This window comes from Nostoc flagelliforme FACHB-838, assembly GCF_014698065.1.
GTDB classification, from domain to species: Bacteria; Cyanobacteriota; Cyanobacteriia; order Cyanobacteriales; family Nostocaceae; genus Nostoc; species Nostoc flagelliforme_B.
Genome location: NZ_JACJSI010000040.1, coordinates 32,257 through 54,713, shown reverse-complemented (window position 1 = coordinate 54,713; position 22,457 = coordinate 32,257). Strand labels below are relative to the sequence as shown.

General features: G+C 41.6%; 17 protein-coding genes. 2 read left to right on the top strand and 15 right to left on the bottom strand.

The genetic code is table 11. The annotated features are described in order from the left end of the window. Positions 1 to 62: 62 nt before the first annotated feature. From iscB to H6G97_RS19790, 10 genes are all read right to left on the bottom strand, one after another. On the bottom strand, positions 63 to 1,346 hold the full coding sequence (iscB, locus tag H6G97_RS19835) for an RNA-guided endonuclease IscB (RefSeq protein ID WP_190942427.1): 1,284 nt from the start codon (positions 1,344 to 1,346) through the stop codon (positions 63 to 65). Between the two features lie 237 nt (positions 1,347 to 1,583). Continuing rightward, entirely contained in the window at positions 1,584 to 2,153 is a 570-nt protein-coding gene (locus H6G97_RS19830) for a DUF4040 domain-containing protein (protein WP_190942426.1), read from the bottom strand. After that, entirely contained in the window at positions 2,146 to 2,424 is a 279-nt protein-coding gene (locus H6G97_RS19825; protein ID WP_190942425.1) for a monovalent cation/H(+) antiporter subunit G, read from the bottom strand. Before H6G97_RS19825 ends, H6G97_RS19830 begins: the two co-directional genes overlap by 8 nt. Next, positions 2,421 to 2,678, bottom strand: a complete 258-nt coding sequence (locus H6G97_RS19820) for a hypothetical protein (RefSeq protein ID WP_190942424.1) — start codon at positions 2,676 to 2,678, stop codon at positions 2,421 to 2,423. The genes H6G97_RS19825 and H6G97_RS19820 overlap by 4 nt, the downstream gene beginning before the upstream one ends. Next, entirely contained in the window at positions 2,675 to 3,064 is a 390-nt protein-coding gene (locus H6G97_RS19815; protein WP_190942423.1) for a Na+/H+ antiporter subunit E, read from the bottom strand. The genes H6G97_RS19820 and H6G97_RS19815 overlap by 4 nt, the downstream gene beginning before the upstream one ends. Beyond that, a complete protein-coding gene (locus H6G97_RS19810; protein WP_190942422.1) occupies positions 3,049 to 4,488 on the bottom strand; it encodes a cation:proton antiporter in 1,440 nt (479 codons plus the stop codon). The genes H6G97_RS19815 and H6G97_RS19810 overlap by 16 nt, the downstream gene beginning before the upstream one ends. Continuing rightward, entirely contained in the window at positions 4,485 to 4,820 is a 336-nt protein-coding gene (locus H6G97_RS19805; RefSeq protein ID WP_069073515.1) for a cation:proton antiporter subunit C, read from the bottom strand. Before H6G97_RS19805 ends, H6G97_RS19810 begins: the two co-directional genes overlap by 4 nt. A gap of 211 nt (positions 4,821 to 5,031) precedes the next feature. Beyond that, positions 5,032 to 6,447, bottom strand: coding sequence for a cation:proton antiporter (locus tag H6G97_RS19800; protein WP_190942421.1), 1,416 nt, complete (start codon positions 6,445 to 6,447; stop codon positions 5,032 to 5,034). 82 nt (positions 6,448 to 6,529) lie between these two features. Then, complete coding sequence (locus H6G97_RS19795; protein WP_190942420.1) at positions 6,530 to 7,894, bottom strand: SulP family inorganic anion transporter; 1,365 nt, start codon at positions 7,892 to 7,894, stop codon at positions 6,530 to 6,532. A gap of 1,026 nt (positions 7,895 to 8,920) precedes the next feature. After that, on the bottom strand, positions 8,921 to 9,664 hold the full coding sequence (locus H6G97_RS19790) for a response regulator transcription factor (protein ID WP_118170349.1): 744 nt from the start codon (positions 9,662 to 9,664) through the stop codon (positions 8,921 to 8,923). A 155-nt stretch (positions 9,665 to 9,819) separates the two neighbouring features. On the opposite strand from H6G97_RS19790, the gene H6G97_RS19785 reads away from it, so the two are divergent. Further along, complete coding sequence (locus H6G97_RS19785) at positions 9,820 to 10,884, top strand: YheT family hydrolase (protein ID WP_190942419.1); 1,065 nt, start codon at positions 9,820 to 9,822, stop codon at positions 10,882 to 10,884. A 146-nt stretch (positions 10,885 to 11,030) separates the two neighbouring features. Here the strand turns inward: H6G97_RS19785 and H6G97_RS19780 are convergent, their stop codons facing one another. Continuing rightward, a complete protein-coding gene (locus H6G97_RS19780; protein WP_190912835.1) occupies positions 11,031 to 11,198 on the bottom strand; it encodes a hypothetical protein in 168 nt (55 codons plus the stop codon). A gap of 388 nt (positions 11,199 to 11,586) precedes the next feature. Here H6G97_RS19780 and hetI point away from each other — a divergent pair, with 388 nt between their 5' ends. Continuing rightward, on the top strand, positions 11,587 to 12,306 hold the full coding sequence (hetI, locus tag H6G97_RS19775; protein ID WP_190942418.1) for a 4'-phosphopantetheinyl transferase HetI: 720 nt from the start codon (positions 11,587 to 11,589) through the stop codon (positions 12,304 to 12,306). A gap of 83 nt (positions 12,307 to 12,389) precedes the next feature. Here hetI and H6G97_RS19770 read toward each other — a convergent pair whose 3' ends face one another. From H6G97_RS19770 to H6G97_RS19755, 4 genes are all read right to left on the bottom strand, one after another. Next, the gene (locus H6G97_RS19770) at positions 12,390 to 13,193 is read right to left on the bottom strand and encodes an SDR family NAD(P)-dependent oxidoreductase (RefSeq protein ID WP_190942417.1); all 804 of its coding nucleotides are present in this window, start codon (positions 13,191 to 13,193) and stop codon (positions 12,390 to 12,392) included. An 898-nt stretch (positions 13,194 to 14,091) separates the two neighbouring features. Then, a complete protein-coding gene (locus tag H6G97_RS19765) occupies positions 14,092 to 15,606 on the bottom strand; it encodes a thioester reductase domain-containing protein (RefSeq protein WP_190942416.1) in 1,515 nt (504 codons plus the stop codon). A 2-nt stretch (positions 15,607 to 15,608) separates the two neighbouring features. Then, on the bottom strand, positions 15,609 to 17,285 hold the full coding sequence (locus H6G97_RS19760) for a PfaD family polyunsaturated fatty acid/polyketide biosynthesis protein (protein WP_190942415.1): 1,677 nt from the start codon (positions 17,283 to 17,285) through the stop codon (positions 15,609 to 15,611). A gap of 200 nt (positions 17,286 to 17,485) precedes the next feature. Beyond that, positions 17,486 to 22,258: a PfaB family protein gene (locus H6G97_RS19755; protein ID WP_190942414.1), complete on the bottom strand. Its 4,773-nt coding sequence runs from the start codon at positions 22,256 to 22,258 to the stop codon at positions 17,486 to 17,488. Positions 22,259 to 22,457: the final 199 nt, after the last annotated feature.

Sequence of the window (22,457 nt, the reverse complement as noted above, 5' to 3'; positions counted from 1 at the left end):
TTGAATGATTTTGTGCGTTAGCTAAAACTTTGAGAGGGACAGTTGAGCAATTAATAAATCTTTTATTGTGCATAAGAGTAACCATCTTTTGCGTGAATGCGTTTACAAAACTTGTGCAAGATTCCTTGAATCAATCCGTTTTTGGTCGAGATATTGAAACTGCCTGATGAACGAATAGCTACTTTTCCAGCATAATTACCGATTTTTTTACCAGTGGCGACAGATGCTTTTACGATGTCACCTGTTTGAAAATTAAAATGTATTTTCTCTCTTGGTACATGACGGCTAGGAAAACCAAATTTGTCTGTCCGGCATGACTGTCTAGAACCATGCCCATTAGCTGTAATTAACAATGGCTTAACGGCTTTAACAATTAGTTTGGGTGTTGATTGACCAACACAAGTAGCATCTAGCCAATGAGTCTTTTCTAATTTCTGTTGACAGCGATTAAACTTTGTTAGACCTCCTGAGCCTGTTTCTACAGGTAGTTCTGTTTCTTTTAAAGCCCTAAATAATGCCCAACGAGTTGTATTTACTGCGGCGGCATCTGCCAAGGGTCTTTTAGCTTGCGCCAAGATTTTTGTTAATTTGGATGGGTCTTTTTTTAGGAAATCTTTAATATCTTTAGTTCCTTTTTTGGTGTTGCACTTTTCGCAACTTAAGGTGAGATTAGTAATTGAATTACTGCCTCCTCTGGCTCTTGGGTGAATGTGTTCTATCTGTAGTTGAACGTCTTTTATACCACAGTAAGCGCATTGTCTCCCCCATTTTTCTAATAAATATTCTCTGGTTTCGTAACCAGCTAAAGTTCCCTGTTGATATTCTTTTCCTTGAATTTTTGGGTTACGTATTAACTGCATATCAAAGCGTACTAATTCTTGGCTCATAGCCTCAATCGGTGCTAGTTTACGCAGTTTCTCAACCCAAGTTTTTATGTTATCAACCCGACTCTGTAAGCTTGGCGCTAACCATCCTTCTGGACGTGTTCTATTTAAAAATCTAGCTTGTCTGTAACGAGTTTTTCTAGCACGTCTACCACGTCTTAATTGTCGCCTAGATGTTAAAGCTTCTCTAATAGCAAAGCCGCGATGCTTTAATTCTGCTGCAAATACAACTACTCCAGTTGAATCGTTGACTAATGCAATTCCAGTTGTTTTGGCACCTGGGTCAAGCTTTAATCGTAGTGGCATTACTACTGAATCTGGGTACACTTCTTTGAGAATAATGGTAAACGGGAAGCGCCTATAAATCGCTGCTTTTTTGTTCCTTAATAACTGTCTAGCTTGTGCTGAGTGGATTGGGATCAATGGTCTTTTTTCGGTGTCTAAAACAAATACTTTGGACATTCCTGTCCCTCCTTTCGGGTAATGTTAGCCTGGACAATGATTTAAAGGCTTTTTATGCTAACAGCACTGACTCAAACCCAATGACTCTGTTTAACTGTTAACCTTAGAGCTACAAACTGGCTGCGTATTTGTAGGTAAGATGACCTAAAAATCGGAGTGATTTAACACGCTTTTCGGGTAAACTCTGGGCTTTTAAAGTCCCCACCATATTGCTCTTAGCAATTGGTGGTGGGTAGTTTACTTATGCTTCTCCCCTTCAGCTGGTGTACTTACATAACTCAGGATTGTCGCTGGTGATGTAAGTTCAGTTTGCATAATCTCATAGATGCGTTTCACCCTAATGGCGGTGTGATAAAACTGTTTTTCGTCCTCACTAGTTGCGTGGTTTTGTTCTCGTCTGACACAAGTTGCATGGACTTCTTTATCCATCAGCGCCCGTTCCAAAGCTTGGGTATTTGGGTAGGGAACCAGTTCTAGACGCATCTGGCGTTTACGAAAAATTGTGCGTAAGTCATCCATCAGTTGCCCAAAATGCTGTTCGTCATCTGCCTCGTCTTTGACTAAGCCAAGACGCATCACCAGGGATGAACGCACTGCCACCGCGTAAAGGGTAATTGCCAGCATAGTACCCACCAAGGCTTCGGTCAAGGCAACATCTGGCGCTCCTAAAACCGCATATACCAGTGCCGACACTGCTCCTAATATTCCACGGATGACCAGCGCATGGTAGGGATTGACCTGAAATACCACCATACACCCAGCCAACGGCAATAGGGCAATGATGATATAGAGATAGCTATCATTCATAGTTTCCCTCGCTACTAGAACAGTAAGCCAATACATACCCCAGCACTGTATTCCAGATGGCTAAGGAGATGAGAGCGAGGATGAGCAGCGGCCATTCACTGGGTATCTTTAAGAGCAGCCCGATGATGATACTCATCGAGCCAAGGGTGTCTGCAACCGAAAGACTATGGAGTTTGAATAATAGCGATCGCTTGCCCAGCAGAGGAAAGGTTCCCCAAAACCAGAAGAAAAATCCTAAGCCTATGCATATATAACTGAAAAAGTCAATCATACTTCATTCATTCGTTTGATAACATGAGCCAGCAACATTAAGCCAGCATTTCCTACACTTAGGATGATGACCCCGACAACACCAATCATCCAATCATCACGCAAGACGGATACCACCAGAATCATGATTGAAGTTTTGGTGGCAGCACTGGCAAATGCGAGCATTTTTTGCCAAATATCATCATCTTGCCATGCCTCATACATGGGGATGAGCATTGCTAGAATCATTGCAATCAATACCAGATTCAGGATCATACTTTTCTCCTCCGTCGCACCCAATGTACTTCGTACCAGCCTGCTTCGTGGTATTTCAAAACAATGGTTTTTGGCGTAAAGGTAATTAGGAATATATCTAGGAATACAAGCCCTGGTGTACGTCCTGGTTTAACTTGTTCCATCGTTATCTCTTCGTATTTATGTGGGCGGAGGATGATTTGAAATGCCTCCATATACGCCTGCGGAATCGCCACTATAATTTCACCCAGTACACGCAGCCAATCTTTTAATGATTCCCTTGCTGTTTTACCACCCGGCAATAGAAGTGCGATGCTGATGCCAATGATGATATTCGCCACACTGAAATCGGCAGTGAGCAAAAACCAGATAGTCAGTCGCAATATTAGATTTAAATACCCAACCATGCAAATCCCTTCCAGAACAATAGGATTAAAATCAGACTCATGACACCGATCAAATGGTCAAATTGTTCAAGGACACGCGGCAGCTTGAGTACTGAATGTTTAAAAATTAGTAAATATGCCAACCATCCAATGCCGATGGTTGCGAGAGGTTTAATAATATTCGCAACGGTGTACGCTTCGTAATACGCAATGTTAGCTAGGAACAGCCCACCGACTAACAGAATTATGGCTGCCCAGAAACCAGGCTTTACCTCTGCTTTTCCCCCACGCGGTAGAAATATGAATTTGGCAAAGGATATTGCTGTTCCAAGGGCGGCAATATTCATAGCGATCGCTTGCCAAGGCAGCAAATTCTTCGTTGTCAACACCTTCGCCCCAAAGCCGGACAATAAGGGAAAACCAGATATCGAGAAGCTGGCTATAACTAAGGCGATCCAGATTGGGGTAGCGATCGCTTGATGTTGTAGTTCCTTGAAATTGCGACTCGGTAAAGCCCCGGCAATTAGAAAAAGCGCCGATTTAACCAGTCCGTGCGTCAGTGCATAAAAACCACCCACGGACGGCGCAGCGAGAATAAAGCCCAACTGCGAAATCGTGTGAAACGCTAGCATCCGCTTGGTATCTTTTTCAAAGACTGCATAGAAAACTCCCAAAAGCGCTGTCCCAACTCCAAAGGTTCTTACTATCGGATCAACCTCTGCTACCATCAGCGCACACCGCACTAATGGATAGACACCAGCTTTTACCACAACTCCCGACAGCATCGCCGACACTGGCGTTTCCGATTCGGAGTGAGTCAATGGCAACCATAATCCTGATACAAAAACTCCTCCTTTTGTCAAGAGTCCCAAAAAAATCAGGGCAAGGGCTTCTGGAGGTGCTACGCGCAAACCTTCAAAACTAAAGGAATGATGCGCCTGATATACCAACACCGCGCCAACCAGATAAAAAAGCATTGCCACGTTGCTGATAAACAGATAGCGTAAGCCAACCCAAATCGAGCGGTCAGTTCGGGGATAGGCAATCAACAGAAACGCAGCAATACCACTCACCTCTAACGCCACGTATAAACTGATCAAATCCGAACAGACAAACGCGGCATTGACACTGCCATGCAAAATGATCAGTTGTGCATAAAAAAAAGCTGTCTTATTGCTGTGCCAACAGTAGAGGATGACTGCTGCCGTCACCAGCGCATTAGTTAATATAAAGTAGCCGCTTAATTGATCGACTGTTAAAATAACGCCAAAATTATCTAGTAACTGTAGTGTCAGTGGCGACTGAGTGACAAATAGCTGCAAGGCATATCCTGCTGAAGCAAAAGCCACGCACAGAGCGAGATATTTGTCAACTTTTGGGAGCAGATAAATGACAAAGCCCAAAAAAAACGGTAGTGCAACCCATGCGATGGTAATGCTATTCATGGCGTGTTATTCTTCTCGATTTCGTTGCTTTCCAAAGTCGGATTATCTCGTGCCAACTTCATAACGCCGACCAGCATTAACGCCTGAATCGAAAATCCGATCACAATCGCCGTCAATATAACCGCCTGGGGAACCGGGTCGGCGTATCTGATATTTTTGACGTTGGAAATAATTGGTGTGAACAAGCCATTTCGTGATGCAATCAGCACGTAATAGGCGATAACCCCGGTACTCATGACATCCATAGAGATGATCTTCATAACGAGGTTCTTTTTAAGGATGATGCCGAAAAATCCGCAAAATATTGTTGCGAATATGCACGCTTCTAACACGGAAATTGCCTGTTGGATAAGGATTGAAAAAGAGGAAAAGGGGCAGGGAGCAGGGAGCAGGGGGGATAGAACAGAATTGGGATTTGAAATTTCGGCTGCGCTCAGTGACCACTTCACCTGTAGCTTGCTTCCCCGCAGGGGTAATAGAACCACTAGTAGAGAAGGAGTTATTTCCCCCTGCTCCCTGCTCCCTGCCTCTTTATTTGCGGCGCTAGCCTATTACATTGGCTTTCTCTAAAGATTCTTTTTCTTCTGGTGATTGTTTGAATGCAAACCGCAATAAAGGCGGTGCTAAGAAGGTTGTCAAAATCACCATAATAATGATCGCAGCTTGCAATGGTTTATCAAGGGTACCACTAGCTGCACCAATGGCGGCAAACACTAACCCAACTTCGCCACGCGGAATCATCCCCACACCAACTGCTAACCGATTAATTCCAGGTTGACCAAAAACCGCCCAACCTGTGACAACTTTACCGATAATTGCGATCGCAATTAAGAAGGTAGCAATAATTAATCCTTCTCGATTTCCTGGAACTAAAGGATTAAGAACGCTTAAATCAACTTTCGCGCCAACTGTCACAAAGAAAACTGGTACTAGGATATCAGCAATCGGTTTAACCTGCTCATCTAGCTCTTTGCGTTTATCGGTTTCATCCAAAACTAAGCCAGCCGCAAATGCGCCTAAGATAGCTTCTAAATGAATGGCGCTACCCAGAAAAGCCATGAAAAAGGCAAAGATAAATGCTGGGATAATTAAGTTGCCTCGCGTTTGCAATTTCTCAGCAATGGCAACAAAACTCTGATTGAAATATTTACCGAGGAGAATCGAGCCAATAAGAAAAACTGTAGCACTGACAATCAGATAAATGACGTTGAAAATATCAACCTCACCAGTTTTGGCAAGACTCGCCACTACTGCCAACACGATGATACCTAAAATGTCATCAATGACGGCTGCACCGACAATAATTTGACCTTCACGAGATTTTAACTGTCCAATTTCTGACAAAACTTTTGAGGTAATCCCAATACTCGTAGCGGTGAGGGCTGCACCTGCAAAAATCGCTGGAATTACTGGTGCATGAAACAATAAAATCAGCCCCGCCGTACCAGCTGCAAAAGGAACAGCTACCCCAACACAAGCAACAATTGTTGCTTGATAACCGACTTTCTGTAATTCTTTTAAGTCTGATTCTAAACCTATTTCAAATAACAGAATGATCACACCTAGTTCGGCAAGCACAGAAACAACTTCGCTCTGGCTTTGAAAAATTGATGTGACGGCATCAGGACTGAGGTTATTAATGAATTGCAGGATAGTCATGATAATGGAGTCGCTACCAGCCGCTCCACTGTCGGGAAACACTACCAAATGGAGAGCAGAAGCACCCACAAGCACCCCACCAACTAATTCTCCTAATACAGGGGGCAAGTCCATCATTCTAAATAATTCGCCACCAATTTTACTAGCCAGATAAATGACTACTAAACTTAGCAATACTCCAGTCAGCACAATAGGAGCATATTCTGCCTCGTTAGTTGTTGCTAGTAAAGGAGACTGGAAACCTACGGTGAGGAAATTTAACCCGGTAAATGAATTAACTATTGGTTCTGAAAAAATCATGTTTTTGCTTGTGTTTCTGATTCATTTTGGAGCCAATTAAAAAATGTAATTCGTAATTCATAATCTAATTACGAATTACAAATTACGAATAGGTGTCAGTGTAGTTACTAACGCCAGAAGTATTAGCATCAGTTGCATGAGGATTAACTAAAGCAACCGCTTGTTTGAGCGCATCTACACGATCTACAAACATATAATGCTCTGGTACAAACCTCGAAATGCCAAACTTGTCTAAACGCTTTTTGACTTTGCTAGTTGCACCAACAACTAACACATGACGACCTTGTTCACTAGCATCTTTGATAGCGTTTTCAATTGCCAAAGAAGCAGTCACTTTCAGCGACACTTTATGAGCGCGTTTTAGGAAGCTCCAGTCAAGAATGTCAATCCCCACTTTCAGAGCAATACCAGCCAATACCGCCATTGGGATAGGTTGAGTAACACGCGCAGCCCACAAAACTACAATTAACAAAATTAACGCACGAGTTAAACCAGATACTGCTGTACTAGCACCAGTTTGGATATTGACTACCGTTCCCATCGTGGCACCAGCACCAGGTAGCCCACCACACAAACCAGATACCAAGTTACCGATACCTTGACCAATCAATTCTTTGTCAGATTTGTGTTCAGTACGAGTCAAACTATCTGCAATTACAGCCGTCAATAAAGTATCAATACAACCCAACATCCCCAACATTGCTCCATCAACAATCATCACTGTGATTTGAGATGCACTAAAGGTAGGGATTTGTAATGTGGGCAGTCCTACGGGAATTTCACCGATTCGTCTGATATCTACACCGCCGAAGATGGTTAGAGAAACTATAGTTCCGACAATTAAAGCGACGAGTTGCGGGGGAATAATGCGCTTGATTTTGGATGGCATGAAGAAAATAATTGCCAGCGTTAGCAAGCCCAAAGCTGTTTCGGCAGGATTAATCTTAGTTAATAACAGAGGCAGATTTTGTACCATCCCCAGTACGCCACCTTTAGGATTTGCCTGTCCGACAAAAGGAGCAATCTGCAAAATAATCAGGATTACCCCAATCCCAGACATAAAGCCAGAAATCACACTGTAAGGCATGAGGGTAATGTATTTACCCAACTTAAATATCCCAAAGAAAATTTGGAATACTCCCGCTAGCATGACTACGGTAAATGACATTGCCAAGCCGTTTTCGGGGTTGGCTGCTGTCATGGAACCGACAATTGCAGTCATGACTACGGTCATTGGGCCGGTTGGCTCAGAAATGAGGGTTGGTGTCCCACCAAATAAGGCTGCGAAAAAGCCAACGCAAACTGCACCATAAAGCCCAGCTACAGGCCCAGCACCGGAAGCGACACCGAATGCCAGCGCTAAAGGTAACGAAACGATCGCAGCAGTTACACCACCCAATAAATCGCCTCGTAAGTTTCTAAAGTTGATCGTATTAGTCAATGACATACTGGGGCTTTGGTTACAAAAAATACAAAATAAATTTGGGTTTCTCAAAATTGCCAGCTACCTCCAGTAAGTTTTAAGTTTTATTGCCATGAAAAATTAGACAAAGAAAACTTTAATCCTTTGCAAAGCAGCTGGCTATAATGCCTTTTTAAATGGCGAGTCGCTAAATACGAATCTCCAATACGGAAGGCTTAGGCCAAAGACGGTTCAAAAATTTGAGTAGAAAATCTTACAAAAATTGCAAGTTTTGTTTATCGCCAATTTTTATTGGGATCAATAATAGCTTACAGCTTTATATGTCAATCTTGCTTATTCACAAGCCTCAATATTAAATAAATATTAAATTGCTTTCATAGATAAAAGGCTATGCTCGTTGACTAATTTTTGATTGCACTAATCAATACGATATGTAAAGTTTATATTAATTATTATTGCAAAAGTTTTTTGACCAAAAATCAAACGCAGAGCAAATGACTTCAGGCATGGGGATACGTTGATTTGCACTTTTAAGCATTCTCAATATCGCTTAATGGGACTAGTTAAAGCTGTTCGCAAACGGCATAGGGATAATGCCAAAAGGTCACTTGACATTTGGGAACCAGCCTTAACTTGACACCTATGGCAAGATGCCCACCCCACAAGAGATTCATTTTTTTGAGGATGCAAATTACAAAGATTCTTAGCTTATCAGCGCTCAGGCTTAAAGAATAGTTGAATAGTTGGTTTGAATGTGTAGAGTGTTTTTGCCAGAACCGTTTATTGAAAGTTCCTTCGTGGACTTCTTGAAAATCATTAGCATAACGGTATGAGGAGTATGAAAACTGGTGCAAATATCGCAGTTTTGATAAACCCTATTAAAACCGTTAAAATAATTTACCTGTCAATTACATTTGTAGAGACGTTGCATTACAACATCTCTACACAGTAGTAAATTCCACCAATAACCTTAACTAAGCGGTAAAGAACAAGAGTTTCTGAGAGTTCTTGCCTAAGTAATGGCAAAGTTTAAAGAAATTTAGCATGATTTCATTCAACGACTGTTACTGAAGCTCCTTCATTTGCTGGAGGTACACCGGGTAATTCCAGACAGTATCCAGCACCATATACTGTCTTTATATAGCGGGGGTGGCGGGGATCTGGTTCTAGCTTGGTTCTCAAGTGGCGGATATGGACTCGAATCGTTTCTATGTCATCATCAGGATCGTAGCCCCAAACTTCTCTGAGGATTTCGCTAGGAGAAACCGTTTGACCGTGGCGTTGCAATAAGCAGTGAAGTAACTCAAATTCCAAGTGAGTCAATTTCACCGTCTCATTAAACCATATCGCCTCAAATCTTTCGGGAACGAGGGTGAGTGAGCCATAGTTGAGAATTTCACTATGCTTTGCGGCTTGGGGAATGCGGTCAGTCCGCCGCAAAAGTGCCCGCACCCGCGCTAGCAGTTCTTCAACTTCAAAAGGCTTGGTGAGGTAGTCATCTGCGCCAGCATTGAAGCCTTCCACCTTGTCCTGAGTTTGGCTCAAAGCCGTCAACATTAACACGGGAATCTCAGAGGTGCGATCGTCGCGGCGCAGCCGTTGGCAAACGGTAAACCCATCTACTCTGGGCAACATTAAATCGAGCATGATCAAGTCTGGTTGCAGCTGGAGAGCCAGCGCTTGACCTTTGATGCCGTCTTCAGCTTGACTAACATCGTAGCCAGCCATTTCCAAGTTGACGGCAACTAGTTCTGAAATCGCTGGGTCATCGTCTATGACAAGAATCCTCGGCATTCTTAAAAATTATTACTACTTATTAAGGATAATTAACAACCTTTGATAGATACAAAGATTTTTGAATCAATTCTAAAAAAGCTTTAAATCTTACATAAATATTAAGATTAAATGACTGTGAAATCAAGACTCAATTACATGAAATCTTATAGTCTATGATGTGTTATACTCCGCCCTACAATCCGTCTTGGTTTTTACAAAACGGTCTAATGATGACTGTATACACTGCTTTGTGGGGAAAACGTCACTGGCAAAGTACTACTAAAGACCCAGAACCGTCTTATCACGAGAAAATCTTTGTTGGTGGCCAAGGTGTGCCAATTTTTGGCTTGGTTGCCATCCCGGAAAATGCTCATAGCACGATTATCGGTACTTATGGCATTACTGGAGAGCTAGAGACGGAATGGTTTTTGAGAGTGCTAGGACGTAAGGCTTACGCTCAAGGATACGCGATAGTGTTATTTGATTGGCGGGCCCACGGCAAAACGGCCGAATTGTCGCCAACTCTAACTTCTGATGGTTTGTATGAGGGGGAGGATTTTGTTCGCATCGCTGCTGCTGCTAAGGCAATGGGATGTCCTGGAAAATTTTGGTTTACAGGGTATTCTTTAGGAGGGCAATTGGCACTCTGGGCCGTGAAGGTAGCTGGTGAGGTGATTAGGGAGTATGAAGATTTAGGATTAGAAGATAGCGATATTGGCGGTAGTATGGTGATTTGTCCGAGTTTGGATTCGGAGCGATCGCTATCTTATCTAGTTACAAAACCCTTCGGCAGATATTTGGAAGCGGGGATTGCCCAGAATTTAAAAAAACTGGCATGGCGAATCCATGATGCTCATCCGGGAAGCATTGATCCAGCAGCCATTGAACGAGCGAACAGTATTTGGGGTTTTGACAATGAACTAGTAATTAACCGACTAGGTTTTTCTTCTGTAGAGGCATATTACCAAGCTAGTAGTGCTTTACAAATCTTGCCGCAAATCTCAAAACCGACTTTGATTTTATATGCTGCCGATGACCCACTTTTTGACCCGGCTATCATACCAGAATTAGAAGAAGCGTGCGATCGCAATTCTGCAATAGATTTGTTTCTTACTCAGTACGGCGGTCATGTTGGCTACTTGAGTAGTAAAAAGTGCCAACGCCAAATACAAGACCCTGACCCTTGGTGGGCATGGAATCGGGTTTTACAATGGTTAGAGGAAAAGCGAAGAGAGTAGTAGACGAGACAATATTTTAGCTGCTAGGTTACTCAACGGATGCAATCGTCTTGTTTGGAAGCCTAAAAGAGTGAACAAACTAGCTTGTTTTCACTACTTTTCCTAAATAAACTATTGCAATAGAGAGGATGGCATTGACCCAGAAGCTACCACAATATTATTGGTAAACCAGCGATAACAGAAGCAACACCTGTCCAGAGTGTAAAGCGCTCAACATCTACTTCATCTAAAGCAACGCTCATTTCCTTAATTGCTAATAGCAGCGCTGTCAGTAGCAGCACAAAGAAGGCAAGGTACTCCAAATTAATAATCATTCATTCTCACTATGCTTTGCAAAAAAGTAGTTCTAATAGATTTTTAACAAGCTTTGGCAAGATTTTTTTGTTTCAGATTTAACAATTTGCCAAAAAAAATACACTTGCAGACATTCCTCGTAATTACTTGGGTAAAACTGTATAGCTAATGTTTTAGCCAAAATAAAATTTCCTGTTCTCTACCAAAGGTTTTAATATATTCTCTTTCACAGGATTTAAACTTGAGTTAATAATCGTACATCTAAAGTAATAAAAATGGCACGTATATCACGTATATGTAGAGTAATAAATCAGCATATTAGCCAGGAAAAGCAATCTTTTAACTTTTGACTTTTGACTTCCGCCTTGCGGTACTAGTAGAGTAAAACTCCCTTGACTTTTTGACTCAATGACCGCTTCTAATCATATTTGGCTACCTGCACCAACAGATTTAACTTCGCTACCGGATGAGATTCATGTCTGGCGCATAGACCTTGACCAACCAGAACCACAACTGCAAAACTTAGCAGCAACCCTTTCTGGCGACGAAATGGCTCGTGCTGAACGATTCTATTTTCAGGAACATCGGCAGCGTTTCATCGCTGGCCGCGGTATTCTCCGAACTATATTAGGCCGCTATTTGGATATCCAGCCCTTACAAGTGCAGTTTAATTATCAACACCGTGGTAAACCAGTATTAGCAGATACATTTGCCGATACTGGACTGGCGTTTAACTTGTCTCACTCCCAAGGGTTGGGTTTGTGTGCGGTGAATTGCACTAGGGAAATTGGTGTAGACCTAGAATATATTCGTCCGATGTCTGATTTAGAAGCTCTTGCCAAACGGTTCTTTTTACCGGGAGAATATGAGATGTTGCGATCGCTATCTCACAACCAACAGCAAGAAGTATTTTTCCGTTACTGGACTTGTAAGGAAGCTTATTTAAAAGCAACTGGAGACGGACTAGCTCAGTTAGAGCAAATTGAAGTGTCGCTCACTCCCACAGAACCAGCCAAGTTACAGATAACTGAAGACTGGAGTCTTTTTGAACTAGTACCTGCTAACAATTATGTTGCTGCTGTTGCTATAGCAAATTGTGGCTGGAACTTAAAATGCTGGCAGTACTGATGTTGACTAAGCTCATCTCCTGGGTGAAACAAGAGAGATATTGCGGACAAATGACCAATGACAAATGACTAATGACAACCAGCTTACTTATCTTCCTGCATATTTCTCACAATTCTTGTCACCAGCTTTCTAGGTACAAATCTGACGCTTTTTGCCAGTAGTTTATTCATAAAACCAGGAATGACAATGGTTTTGCCCTTCATTAAGCCGTGAAAACCAATTTCGGCTACTGTTTGTGCATCCATCATCCTCTTACCCTTGAGCAACTTAGAGTCAGCCATCCCAGTTCTTTCATGAAAGCCAGATTCTGTTGAACCTGGACAAAGAACTGTCACAGTGACACCTGTACCTTCTAATTCATTAGCGATCGCTTCTGAAAAAGATAAGATATAAGCTTTGGTAGCAAAATAAACCGCCATCAAAGGGCCTGGTTGAAAAGCAGCAGCCGAGGCAACATTTAATATTTTACCTTCACCTTGCTTTACCATGTGCTTCACGAATAGCTTAGTTAAATGGGTGAGACACACCAAATTTACTTGTAGCATTTCCAGTTCAGTAGCTAGGTCTGTTTCGTGAAATAATCCATAGATACCAAATCCAGCATTATTTACTAGCACATCAACATTAATATTGGCGAGTTGCAACTCCGTGAAAATTTCTTCAGGAGCAGTTGATATAGATAAATCCTTAACAATAGTTTTGACAAAAATTCCAAATTTTTTTTGGAATTTAGCTGCAATTTCTACTAGCTTTGGACCGTTTCTGTCTACTAAGACCAGATTGTAATCATGAGCAGCAAAAATACGTGCTAATTCGTAGCCAATTCCACCAGCTGCCCCAGTAATAAGAGCAGTTTGTTTGCTCTGATCTTGATGTGTTGTGTTCATGTAAGAATATTGGTGAATTCAACTTGATGAAGCTGTATTGCATTTACAGTGGTTCTCGTTCTACAATTAAGTACGCGTAATATCTGAACCGACAAGAAATGTCTTGAGTTATTACCCTTTCAAATGCTTGTATGATGCATTGGATAGATGTAGCAGTCCAAACGTAAATTTAGGACTTATGCATCGAACTAGTTGGGCATTAAAGAAGTTCGGTTATTTCAGACTGCTAGCGCTAGTTTTTGATTACTTACAAAAGCAAGCGGGTAAAATTAAAGTTTTATGCCCGATAGTAACCATTCTATCCTCGATTGCTTTTGTCAAGAGATGAATACTAAAAATCTACATGATTGAGCATACACCAACAGGGCAATTATATTGCCGCTATTGGTGTATGAGTTGTTGGCTGGCATCTTAAATATTGGCTGTTCAGTAGTACTGAGTCCTAAAGAACATAAACTAAACAAAATTGTTTTGTAGTGTGTTAGGGCTTCTGTAACGTAGTGAAAATATCTGGAATGGTGCGTTACGTTAGTTATGTTACTAACGCTTAGAGATCCTCCTAAATCCCCCTTATTTAAGGGTGACTTTGAGTTTCTTCCTTATACCCCCCTTTTAAGAGCAGGGCTGTTTGATTCCCTAAAGAGCTTTAAAAATCAAGGGTTCTAGCAATTAAAAATTGGTTATTTTGTTACCAGCGTGCCGATAAAATAAACTATTTTACTGATATTTAAGTGATTAAATGTTCATCTCATCGTCACGCTTACTTACAATTTTCTCGCTAACCGTCTTGACAAATCGTGTTTGAGAATGAAACAGCCCTGTTTTTTAAGGGGGAATCAATAAGTATCTAAAATCACAGCTAAACACTTTTCAGACATCTTACGCTAGCTGTAAATTACTAAGCGAGATTTAAGAAACCACTTTGAATTAAGTAGGCGGTATAAGTCATAAACAATTGAGAATCAATTGGAGGACAAGCGATAGAACTACCTGCCAATGCATGAAGAGTATCTTGGCAGCTAATATGGGGTCTTCTAGCTTGTAAATACAAATCAGGAATAGTCAATTGTTCATCAGACCAACGTTCCAACAAAAATGGTCGCAGAGTGTACAAAGGATTATCCGCAGAAGTCACATTATTGATTAACTCAGATTGCCATTTTTCATAAGGAATCATTTCAACTGAATAACCAAAAGAGCGTATCCACTCAACTAGCATTTTCAAAGCAGCAGGTTGGGGATGTTGTAAATTGAAAGCCTTACCTATGGATTCTTTCTGGCGTGATAGATAAACGATCGCTTTACTTACATAGTCTACAGGTGACATATCCAACATATAATCTACATCAGGGAAATATCCCATTTGTAGACAGCCCTTGGTCATCAAGTTGATAAAGTCATGTGTGTTACAAATGCCTGTTTTGCTATCACCAGAAATCAGTGGCGGTCTGTGGATAGTTACAGGAAGTCCACGGTCACGAGCAATTTTTACTAACTTTTCAGCTACCCATTTTGTTTGAGAGTAACCAAGATAAATACCTTCCCAATGATTGAATTCATCCTGTTCTTTAACAACCTTACCAGCATAAGCCGTGGATTCAAAAACAGCAACGCTAGAAACGTAATGTACAGGCTTGACTTTAATTTGACAAGCCAATCTCAAAATTTCTTGAGTGCCTAAAACATTGGCTGCTTTCAATGCTGAGTATGGAAAAACATAATTCAACAAAGCACCACTATGATATATAGTATCAATATTGGTAGCTAAAGTTTGAAACTGTTCAGAGCCAACACCTAACAATGGCAAAGATAAATCGCCGACAATCGGAATAATTCTGGAGTTAAATTCTTCCTGCCAAATTGCATACTGTTCCAGATTCTTTTGGAGTTTGCTTTTGCCTTCTTCGGCATTAGTAGCACGCACTAAGCAATAGATATCCGCATTAGTTTCTTGTAGCAATTCCCGGATGATAAAAGCTCCTAAAAAGCCTGTTCCTCCAGTTAAAAAGATGTTCTTGGGCTCACCCACAAGCACATTAGATGCAGCACCGGGATGGATTGTGGGGTCAAGAACAGCCTCAGCACCTAAATCTAGAACAGAGGGTGCAGCATTGGCATTAGAGGCTACTACCTTTGTATCTTGAACTGGCGAACCTTCTTGCACTTCTTCAGCTAAACGCTGTGAAAGAGCTTCAATATTTGGGTAATGCCACAGAAGCAATGGAGATGGTTGAAATCCTAGCAACTTTTCTAAGTTACTTACTAGAATCATTGCTTGGGCTGAATCCAACCCATAGTTTTCTAAATGTTCTTTGACATCTATTTCATCAGTTGCTACTCCTAGCAATTTAGCTAAGTTAGATACCAAAAATATTTGAATATCGTCTGCTGTGAAAGACTGTTTTATAGTCATTTTTAAATCTCCAACAATGATGTAGAACGAACAGGGTGATACTGACTGTAATAATCGGAAGCTTGCAGCCCTTGAATTTTCAAATTTTGGACACGGTACAAAAAGGCTGCACCAGTCATAATTTGATTAGCAACATCAACTACACCACGATTATTTGGTTCAGACAGGTAAGAACCACGTACCCAGTCATTGAAACCGCCCATTGCCGGGCCACACCAAATTTGATAATCGACTTCTCTACCTTTTTCACCAGAACTAGACCAGCGAGAAGATAATCCTAGATACCAACGGAAAATCAATGCCATTTTCAGTTTAGGATTATTAACTGCTTTCCCAAGTTTCTCAGGATTCTTTTGAGACAAATAAGCCGCAGTTCCTTCCCATACTTCGGCAATAGTTTTGCGAAAAACTTGTTTTTCTAATTTCTCTCTTTCTGCCAAAGGAATCTCTTCAATGGAATCATAAGCGCGATAGAGTTCAAATAATTTCTGCGCTCGCATGGGGAACATTGTACCCCGTTTGAGAACTTGCAATTTGACTCCCATTTCAAACATATCTGCTGCTGGGGCCATAATCATATCAGCCATTTCAGCTTGAGCTAGTAACTTTTTGGTATGTTCACAAGCCCCAGATTCAACACATGATTGATTAATGGAACCGGTCATTACATAAGCAGCGCCCATCATAAAGGCTGCTAATGCTGATTGTGGTGTCCCAATTCCCCCTGCAACGCCAATTCTAATGGGTGTTTGGTAATGATATTTTGCTTGAATTTCATCCCGTAAGGCAATAATAGAAGGTAACACACAAACTAAGGGACGGTTATCTGTATGACCTCCAGAATCAGCTTCGACGGTAATATCATCAGCCATCGGAACTTTGGCTGCAAGGGTTGCTTGTAACTCAGTAATTAATCCTTGCTCAAGGAGTTCTTTGACTATTCTGGCTGGTGCTGGTTGCAGAAATTTAGTCGCAACTTCTCGGCGAGAAATTTTGGCAATGATTTTATTTTTGATTTTAATTTGATTGGCGCTATTCAATCCCAATCCAGCAACACGGTAATAAACAATGTTGGGAGTCAAGTCGAGAAATGCAGATGCTTCTACTGTTCTCACTTGATATTTGAGGTATAAATCCACAGCCCGGCGTTCAATCGCAGGTTCATTAGGGCTATGAATTAAATTAAATGCATAAGGCCCTTGAGGTAAAACTTCTTGAATGCGATTTATGGCTGCTTCCAAACGTTCTGGAGTTAAGCCACCTGCACCAAAGGAACTCAAAATTTGCTCTTTTCCGAGTGCAATGACCATTTCTTCGGAAGCAATTCCGCCAGCCATTGCGCCGGTAACGTAGGCATATTTCACTCCATAAGAGGAGAGGAAATTGGGATCTCCAAATTGTTGAATGCGGATTGGGGCTGCAAATGTTAGCAGTTCTACTTGTGCTGTTGTGCCATTATCACCAGGGGATAAATAACCCTCATTAGTGACACAGATTTTTCCGGCAACTTTCACGATGTAGCAGGGTTTATCTAATACCATCAATTTATCTTTGATGGTTTCTTTCTCGAAAGATACAGTTTCTAAAGAACCTTTCCAAACCTGGTTTTTGTTATAAGACCAGGAGGAGAAGTTAAGGCCATTATCGTGTTTACTTAGTACCGTATCTACGGTTGTCACGGTAGTTATCCCTCGGATTACAAACAATGGATGATATGAAGGGTGTGGACTCTGTTAACGAACCGCAGAGGCGCAGAGGGCACAGAGTAAGAGAGTAATACCAATTCTCTGGGAGATGCACGTAATAATTTTTAAACGAACCGCGAAGGACGCAAAGGGCGCGAAGGAAGAGAAAGTTTAGAGAGAATTGGTATGAGATATTAAGATTCGTCGTTAAGCAAGTTTTGGGCGCAAGCTAGTTGCAATTGAATGATTTCGCTCATTTGCTGACTGTAATCTTGTCTAGCTTGTAAGAAGGCTGTGTGTGCTTTAGTTATCTTTGAATTATTAGCATTGAGCTTTTGATACTGGGTCTTATTTAAATCGAACATACTGATGATGCTACTAATTTTTTGAGTTCTGACGGGTGGAAAAGAAACAGGAATTGGCTGTCTAATCGCGCTTGACTCAGAAGATTGTAATTGTTCTCTCGGTTCAAAAACGTTATCAATGATATTTTTCGGTTTTACTTCTTCTGGCTGAGGCAAGATGTTAGAGGAATAATTTTCTTCTTGGGTTATGTGGTTGGAAGTGTTAAGAAAATCTGTGATTTCAGATTTTTGGAGATTAGGTATGTTTGGATGCTGTATTTTGAAGCGTTCGCCCTTGGCGTTGGCGAAGCGATCGCTCCTAAGATCCCCAGCGAAATCTTCAACAAGTTTGCGATTTTCATCACTCAAAATTGTAGCTGCGATCGCTTTCCCACCCAAGGTAACTGTTCTCAATGTTACTTTACTTGAATTAGCGGTTTCTTGGGCTTTGCTGTACAACGGTGATAAATCCACGTTCACCTGATGACTGAGTAGTTTTGCTAATGCTTTGACCATTGAAGCATGGTCATCCATTCCCCTACGATTTAGAGAGACTGTGATATGTTCTTTGTTTCCGAGGATTTTATCAATCCATCGTGAACAAACACTACCTGCGCCTGCTTCTAGGAATATTTTCACACCATCATTGTAGACACGATTAACTAACTGCGGAAAATCAAGTTCTTGGCACAATCCTTTGGCAATGTTGTGAGCAATGGTATCTCTTTCGAGTGCAACTGGTTGATAATCGGCGGCAGAATAAAACACAATCCCAGGAAGATTTTGTGATGGTAAGCTGTTTACCTTCTTGATTTCCTCGAACTGCGATCGCATCGCTTCACAATGTATCACATGGTCGAAGGGAGCGGGGAAAGAGTTGCAACCTAGAGTTTTAATCACTCGCTTACACGCTGCATCTTCACCAGCAATTAATACTTCTTCTGGTGTGTTGATTTGAGTTAAGTAGACGCGATTTTCATGTTTTAGGCATTCTCTAACTTGCGATGGAGTAGCCATGAGAACATAAGTATTCCAAAAATTGTTGTTTGGTGAATCTGTTAATCCCCAATATTCACGCACAGCATTTTTCGGCCCAGATAACTTATCGCCAAATAAAGGTGATGAGTTTAAGGTATTACTTCCACCCTCAAAATCACTCCAAACCCCTTGGGCAACCATCATGCTAGTTTCACCCAAGCTATACCCAAAAACGCATTGCGGCTTGACTTGAAAATCATCTCGAAAAATTGCTGTCATGTATCTAGCAAAGGCAATTTCACTTTCAAACATTGCTAGCGAATCATCTAACAACTGCTTTTCGAGTGTTTCTAGTTGCCTGGTTGTCAATTTAGGTAAGCTTCTGGGATAAACTAGCTTTTCAACATCGGCAGCCCGGTTGTAAAGATTGTTACTTTTTAAATCCTCGAATACTTTCGGAAATAACCGGAATACGGTACGACCAATGCCGATATAAGAATTGACTGCTGCGGGATAAACATAAGCAACTGCTCCAGTTTTACCCAATGGTTTTGCTGTGAAATAACTACCTATTGGTGTTTGCCAATCTGTGCCTTTCTCAAAAGCATTATTTACACCTTTACGAGCAGATTCAATTTCTTTGAGTAGTTCTTTGGTGTTACGTCCTGCAATTGATAAGACGTATTTTGCATCAGATTGCTGCTCAAAGGTAGCAAATGTTTGGCTGGCGGTAGCTGATAAAGAAGAACTAGCTTCAATGGATTTTTGAAGATGGTTTAGGATATCGGGTATAGTGGAGCGATCGCTAACTGCGAGGGGAAACAGATGAAAAGGCATTTGCAGCAAATATCTATTATCACGCTCCTCTTGGCTGGGTTCCTCCGATAAGATTAAATGGGCGTAACTGCCATCTATACCCATGCTATTAATTGCTGCTATTCTGCGTGTGCCGCCTTTATCGACAAACCAAGGTCTTGATTCCATTGCCACATAGAAGGGACTACCTTCCCATACTTGCGGTGTTTTGACACCAGACCATTTTGGTGTGGCGGGAATATACCTGTAATAAAGACAGAGAGCGGTTTTGATTAAGCTAGCAATTCCCGATGCTGTATAGGTGTGACCGATATTAGCTTTGACGCTGCCTAATGCACAATGCAAACCATTGCCCACTTTCGGATAAGCTTGCAGTAAACCTGTGATTTCGGCTTCATCCTCCTGGGGAATGCCACTACCGAAGACTTCCACATAGTTAACTTCTGTGGGTTGAATCTCCGCCATCTCGAAAGCTTGTTTGCAGACATTGCTGATAGCTGAAGCATCAGGTTTTACCAAAGCGTCACTCAAAGTAGAATTACCTTGTGCAAAACTCATGGCATCAATTACTGCATAGATGCGTTCATTGTCTTCTTTAGCAGCTTCGTAGCGCTTGAGGACGACAGCACCAGCGCCTTCGCCAACCGTCCAGCCATTAGCTTGTTGGTCATAACCCAACGTATTGACACCTGTATTAATCGGTGCAAATTGGCTACGGAATAAGACATTTTCCACACCACCTGCTAAATCTACTGCACCAACAACCACCGCGTCTACTTCTCCGGTAGCGAGTAGCATTTGGGCAACTTCCAACGCCTTGAGGGCAGAATTTTCGCCAGCGCTGACGGTGAATGCAGGGCCAGTAAAATTCCACAAAGCCGAAATCCGACTCGCCATGATGTTGGCGATGTGACTCACATATTCGCCGATTTCTACTGGTTGATGAATACTATCTTTAACAATGGTTTCCAGTTGGGAAAGCTGTTCGGCAGGTAGAGAAATTCCTTGGTTGAGTAAGCCATCCTTAACTTGCCAAGACAAATTCCATCTTTGCTGTAGCTGATGCACAGAGAATTCTGTCTCGGCGGCAACAATTACAGCCACATTGCTACCCTCCTGTAGTTTCGCATCTTTCACGGCGCGATCGCTAACCTTCAGAAGCAACAATTGTTGTGGGTTTAGCTTCTCGATTTCATTTGGTGGGATTTTGCACGATAAAGTATCGATTTCAAAATCCCTGATATATGCCCCTACTGGTGCTTTACCATCTGTTAAACCGTACTCTTTCAGGACACTTTCTTGATTTTCTATACCGTGCCATCTTTGAGGCGGTAGAGAAGTAAAATGCTGTGTTCCATCATAAATGCTGCGTTCAAAAGCATCTAAACCATTGCAATTACCAAAAAAGGCATCCATGCCAACAATGGCAACTTTGGTAGGTGGAACAGGTGGAGTTGATTCAACTGATTCTGCTGTAGTTCCTTGTTCTAAAATCAGATGAGAATTAGTGCCACCAAAACCGAAAGCGCTAATAGCTGCCCGTTTGATTGATGCGTTATTATTAGGCCATGCCGTAGCTGTTCTAACAATTTTATCGGCGGAAATTGTACCTTTTTCTGACGTTAAAGGTTCAGAAACGTTCATGGTTGCTGGAATTACACCATGAGACATACTCAAAATCACTTTAGTCAAGCCAACCATGCCAGCAGCAGTTAACAAGTGGCCAGTATTTGCCTTTGCAGAACCAACCAGAGGCGCAGCTTGATTTTGACCAAAGAATGTTTCGATAGAATTGAATTCGGTTGTATCTCCTAGTAATGTGCCGGTGGCGTGACACTCTAGATAATCGATAGTTTTGGGACTAACTTTTGCCTCGTTATAGGCTCGTTCAAAAGCTAGGACTTGTCCTTTCGGATTTGGACTGAGTAAATGTTTACCTTTGCCATCATTTGAGAGTCCATTACCGCAGATAGTAGCGAGAATATTGTCGCCATCTCTGAGAGCATCATAATATCTTTTCAGCATCACCATCCCAACACCATCGGCGGGGATTAGCCCTCTAGAGGATTTATCTAAGGGGCGGCTAATGCCGTTTTCTGCATACCCTTGAACACCGGAAAATAACATCCGCACAAATAGCGAATCTGCACAACTGATGGCTCCAGCTAACATGACATCAGCTTTGTGTGACCATAAGTAATGAGATGCTAATTTAATTGCATAAAATGATGAGGAGCAAGCAGCATCCAGACATAAATTAATCTGGGATAGAGATAAAGCTTGAGCTACGATAGATGCTGGTAAACCAGATATCATTGCATTGTATAAAGACGCTTTGGTCGCACTTGGGACAGCTAAATCAAAGCTTTCATATTGCAAAAGTTCTCTGACAGCAGGATTAATAGCTTGCTGGTAAATTGGAGAGAATAATTGATTAGATAATTTTGTTGGGAATGACAAATTACCTAAAATTACGCCGCATTTTGCCAGAACAGTTTGATTACCCCAATAACCACTTTGTTCAATTGCTTGTTTAGCGGCATACAATGACCATTTGAAGGTGTTATCTAAACCAGCAACAAATTCTGATGGTAGATTGTATTCAGATGGATTAAACTGGAAGTTGCGGATATACCCGCCTTTAAGGGAATAAGTTTTGTCTGGTGTACCTTTAACTGGATTGTGAAAGATTGTCGGATCTACTCCGATTTCTTCGACGGTTGCAGAGGATGTCGAATCTTTTTGATTAACGATGTTTTGCCAGTATTCTTCAGGATTCTTTGCATCGGGGAATAGGCATGATAATGCGATGATGGCTATTTTTTCCACGATTTATATGCTCCGAGTTTGGGTATTTAGCAAGAGATAATTAAAAGGCAGGATTTACGCTGTTCCCCAAACTTTGAACGAGGCAAGTTATAGCAATCCTATCTGAGTTGTGAAAATTACTTTTTTTAATCGAACCACAGAGGCGCAGAGAGCGCAGAGAGAAGAATAAAGAGAGATTTTTACAACTGATTTAGGACTG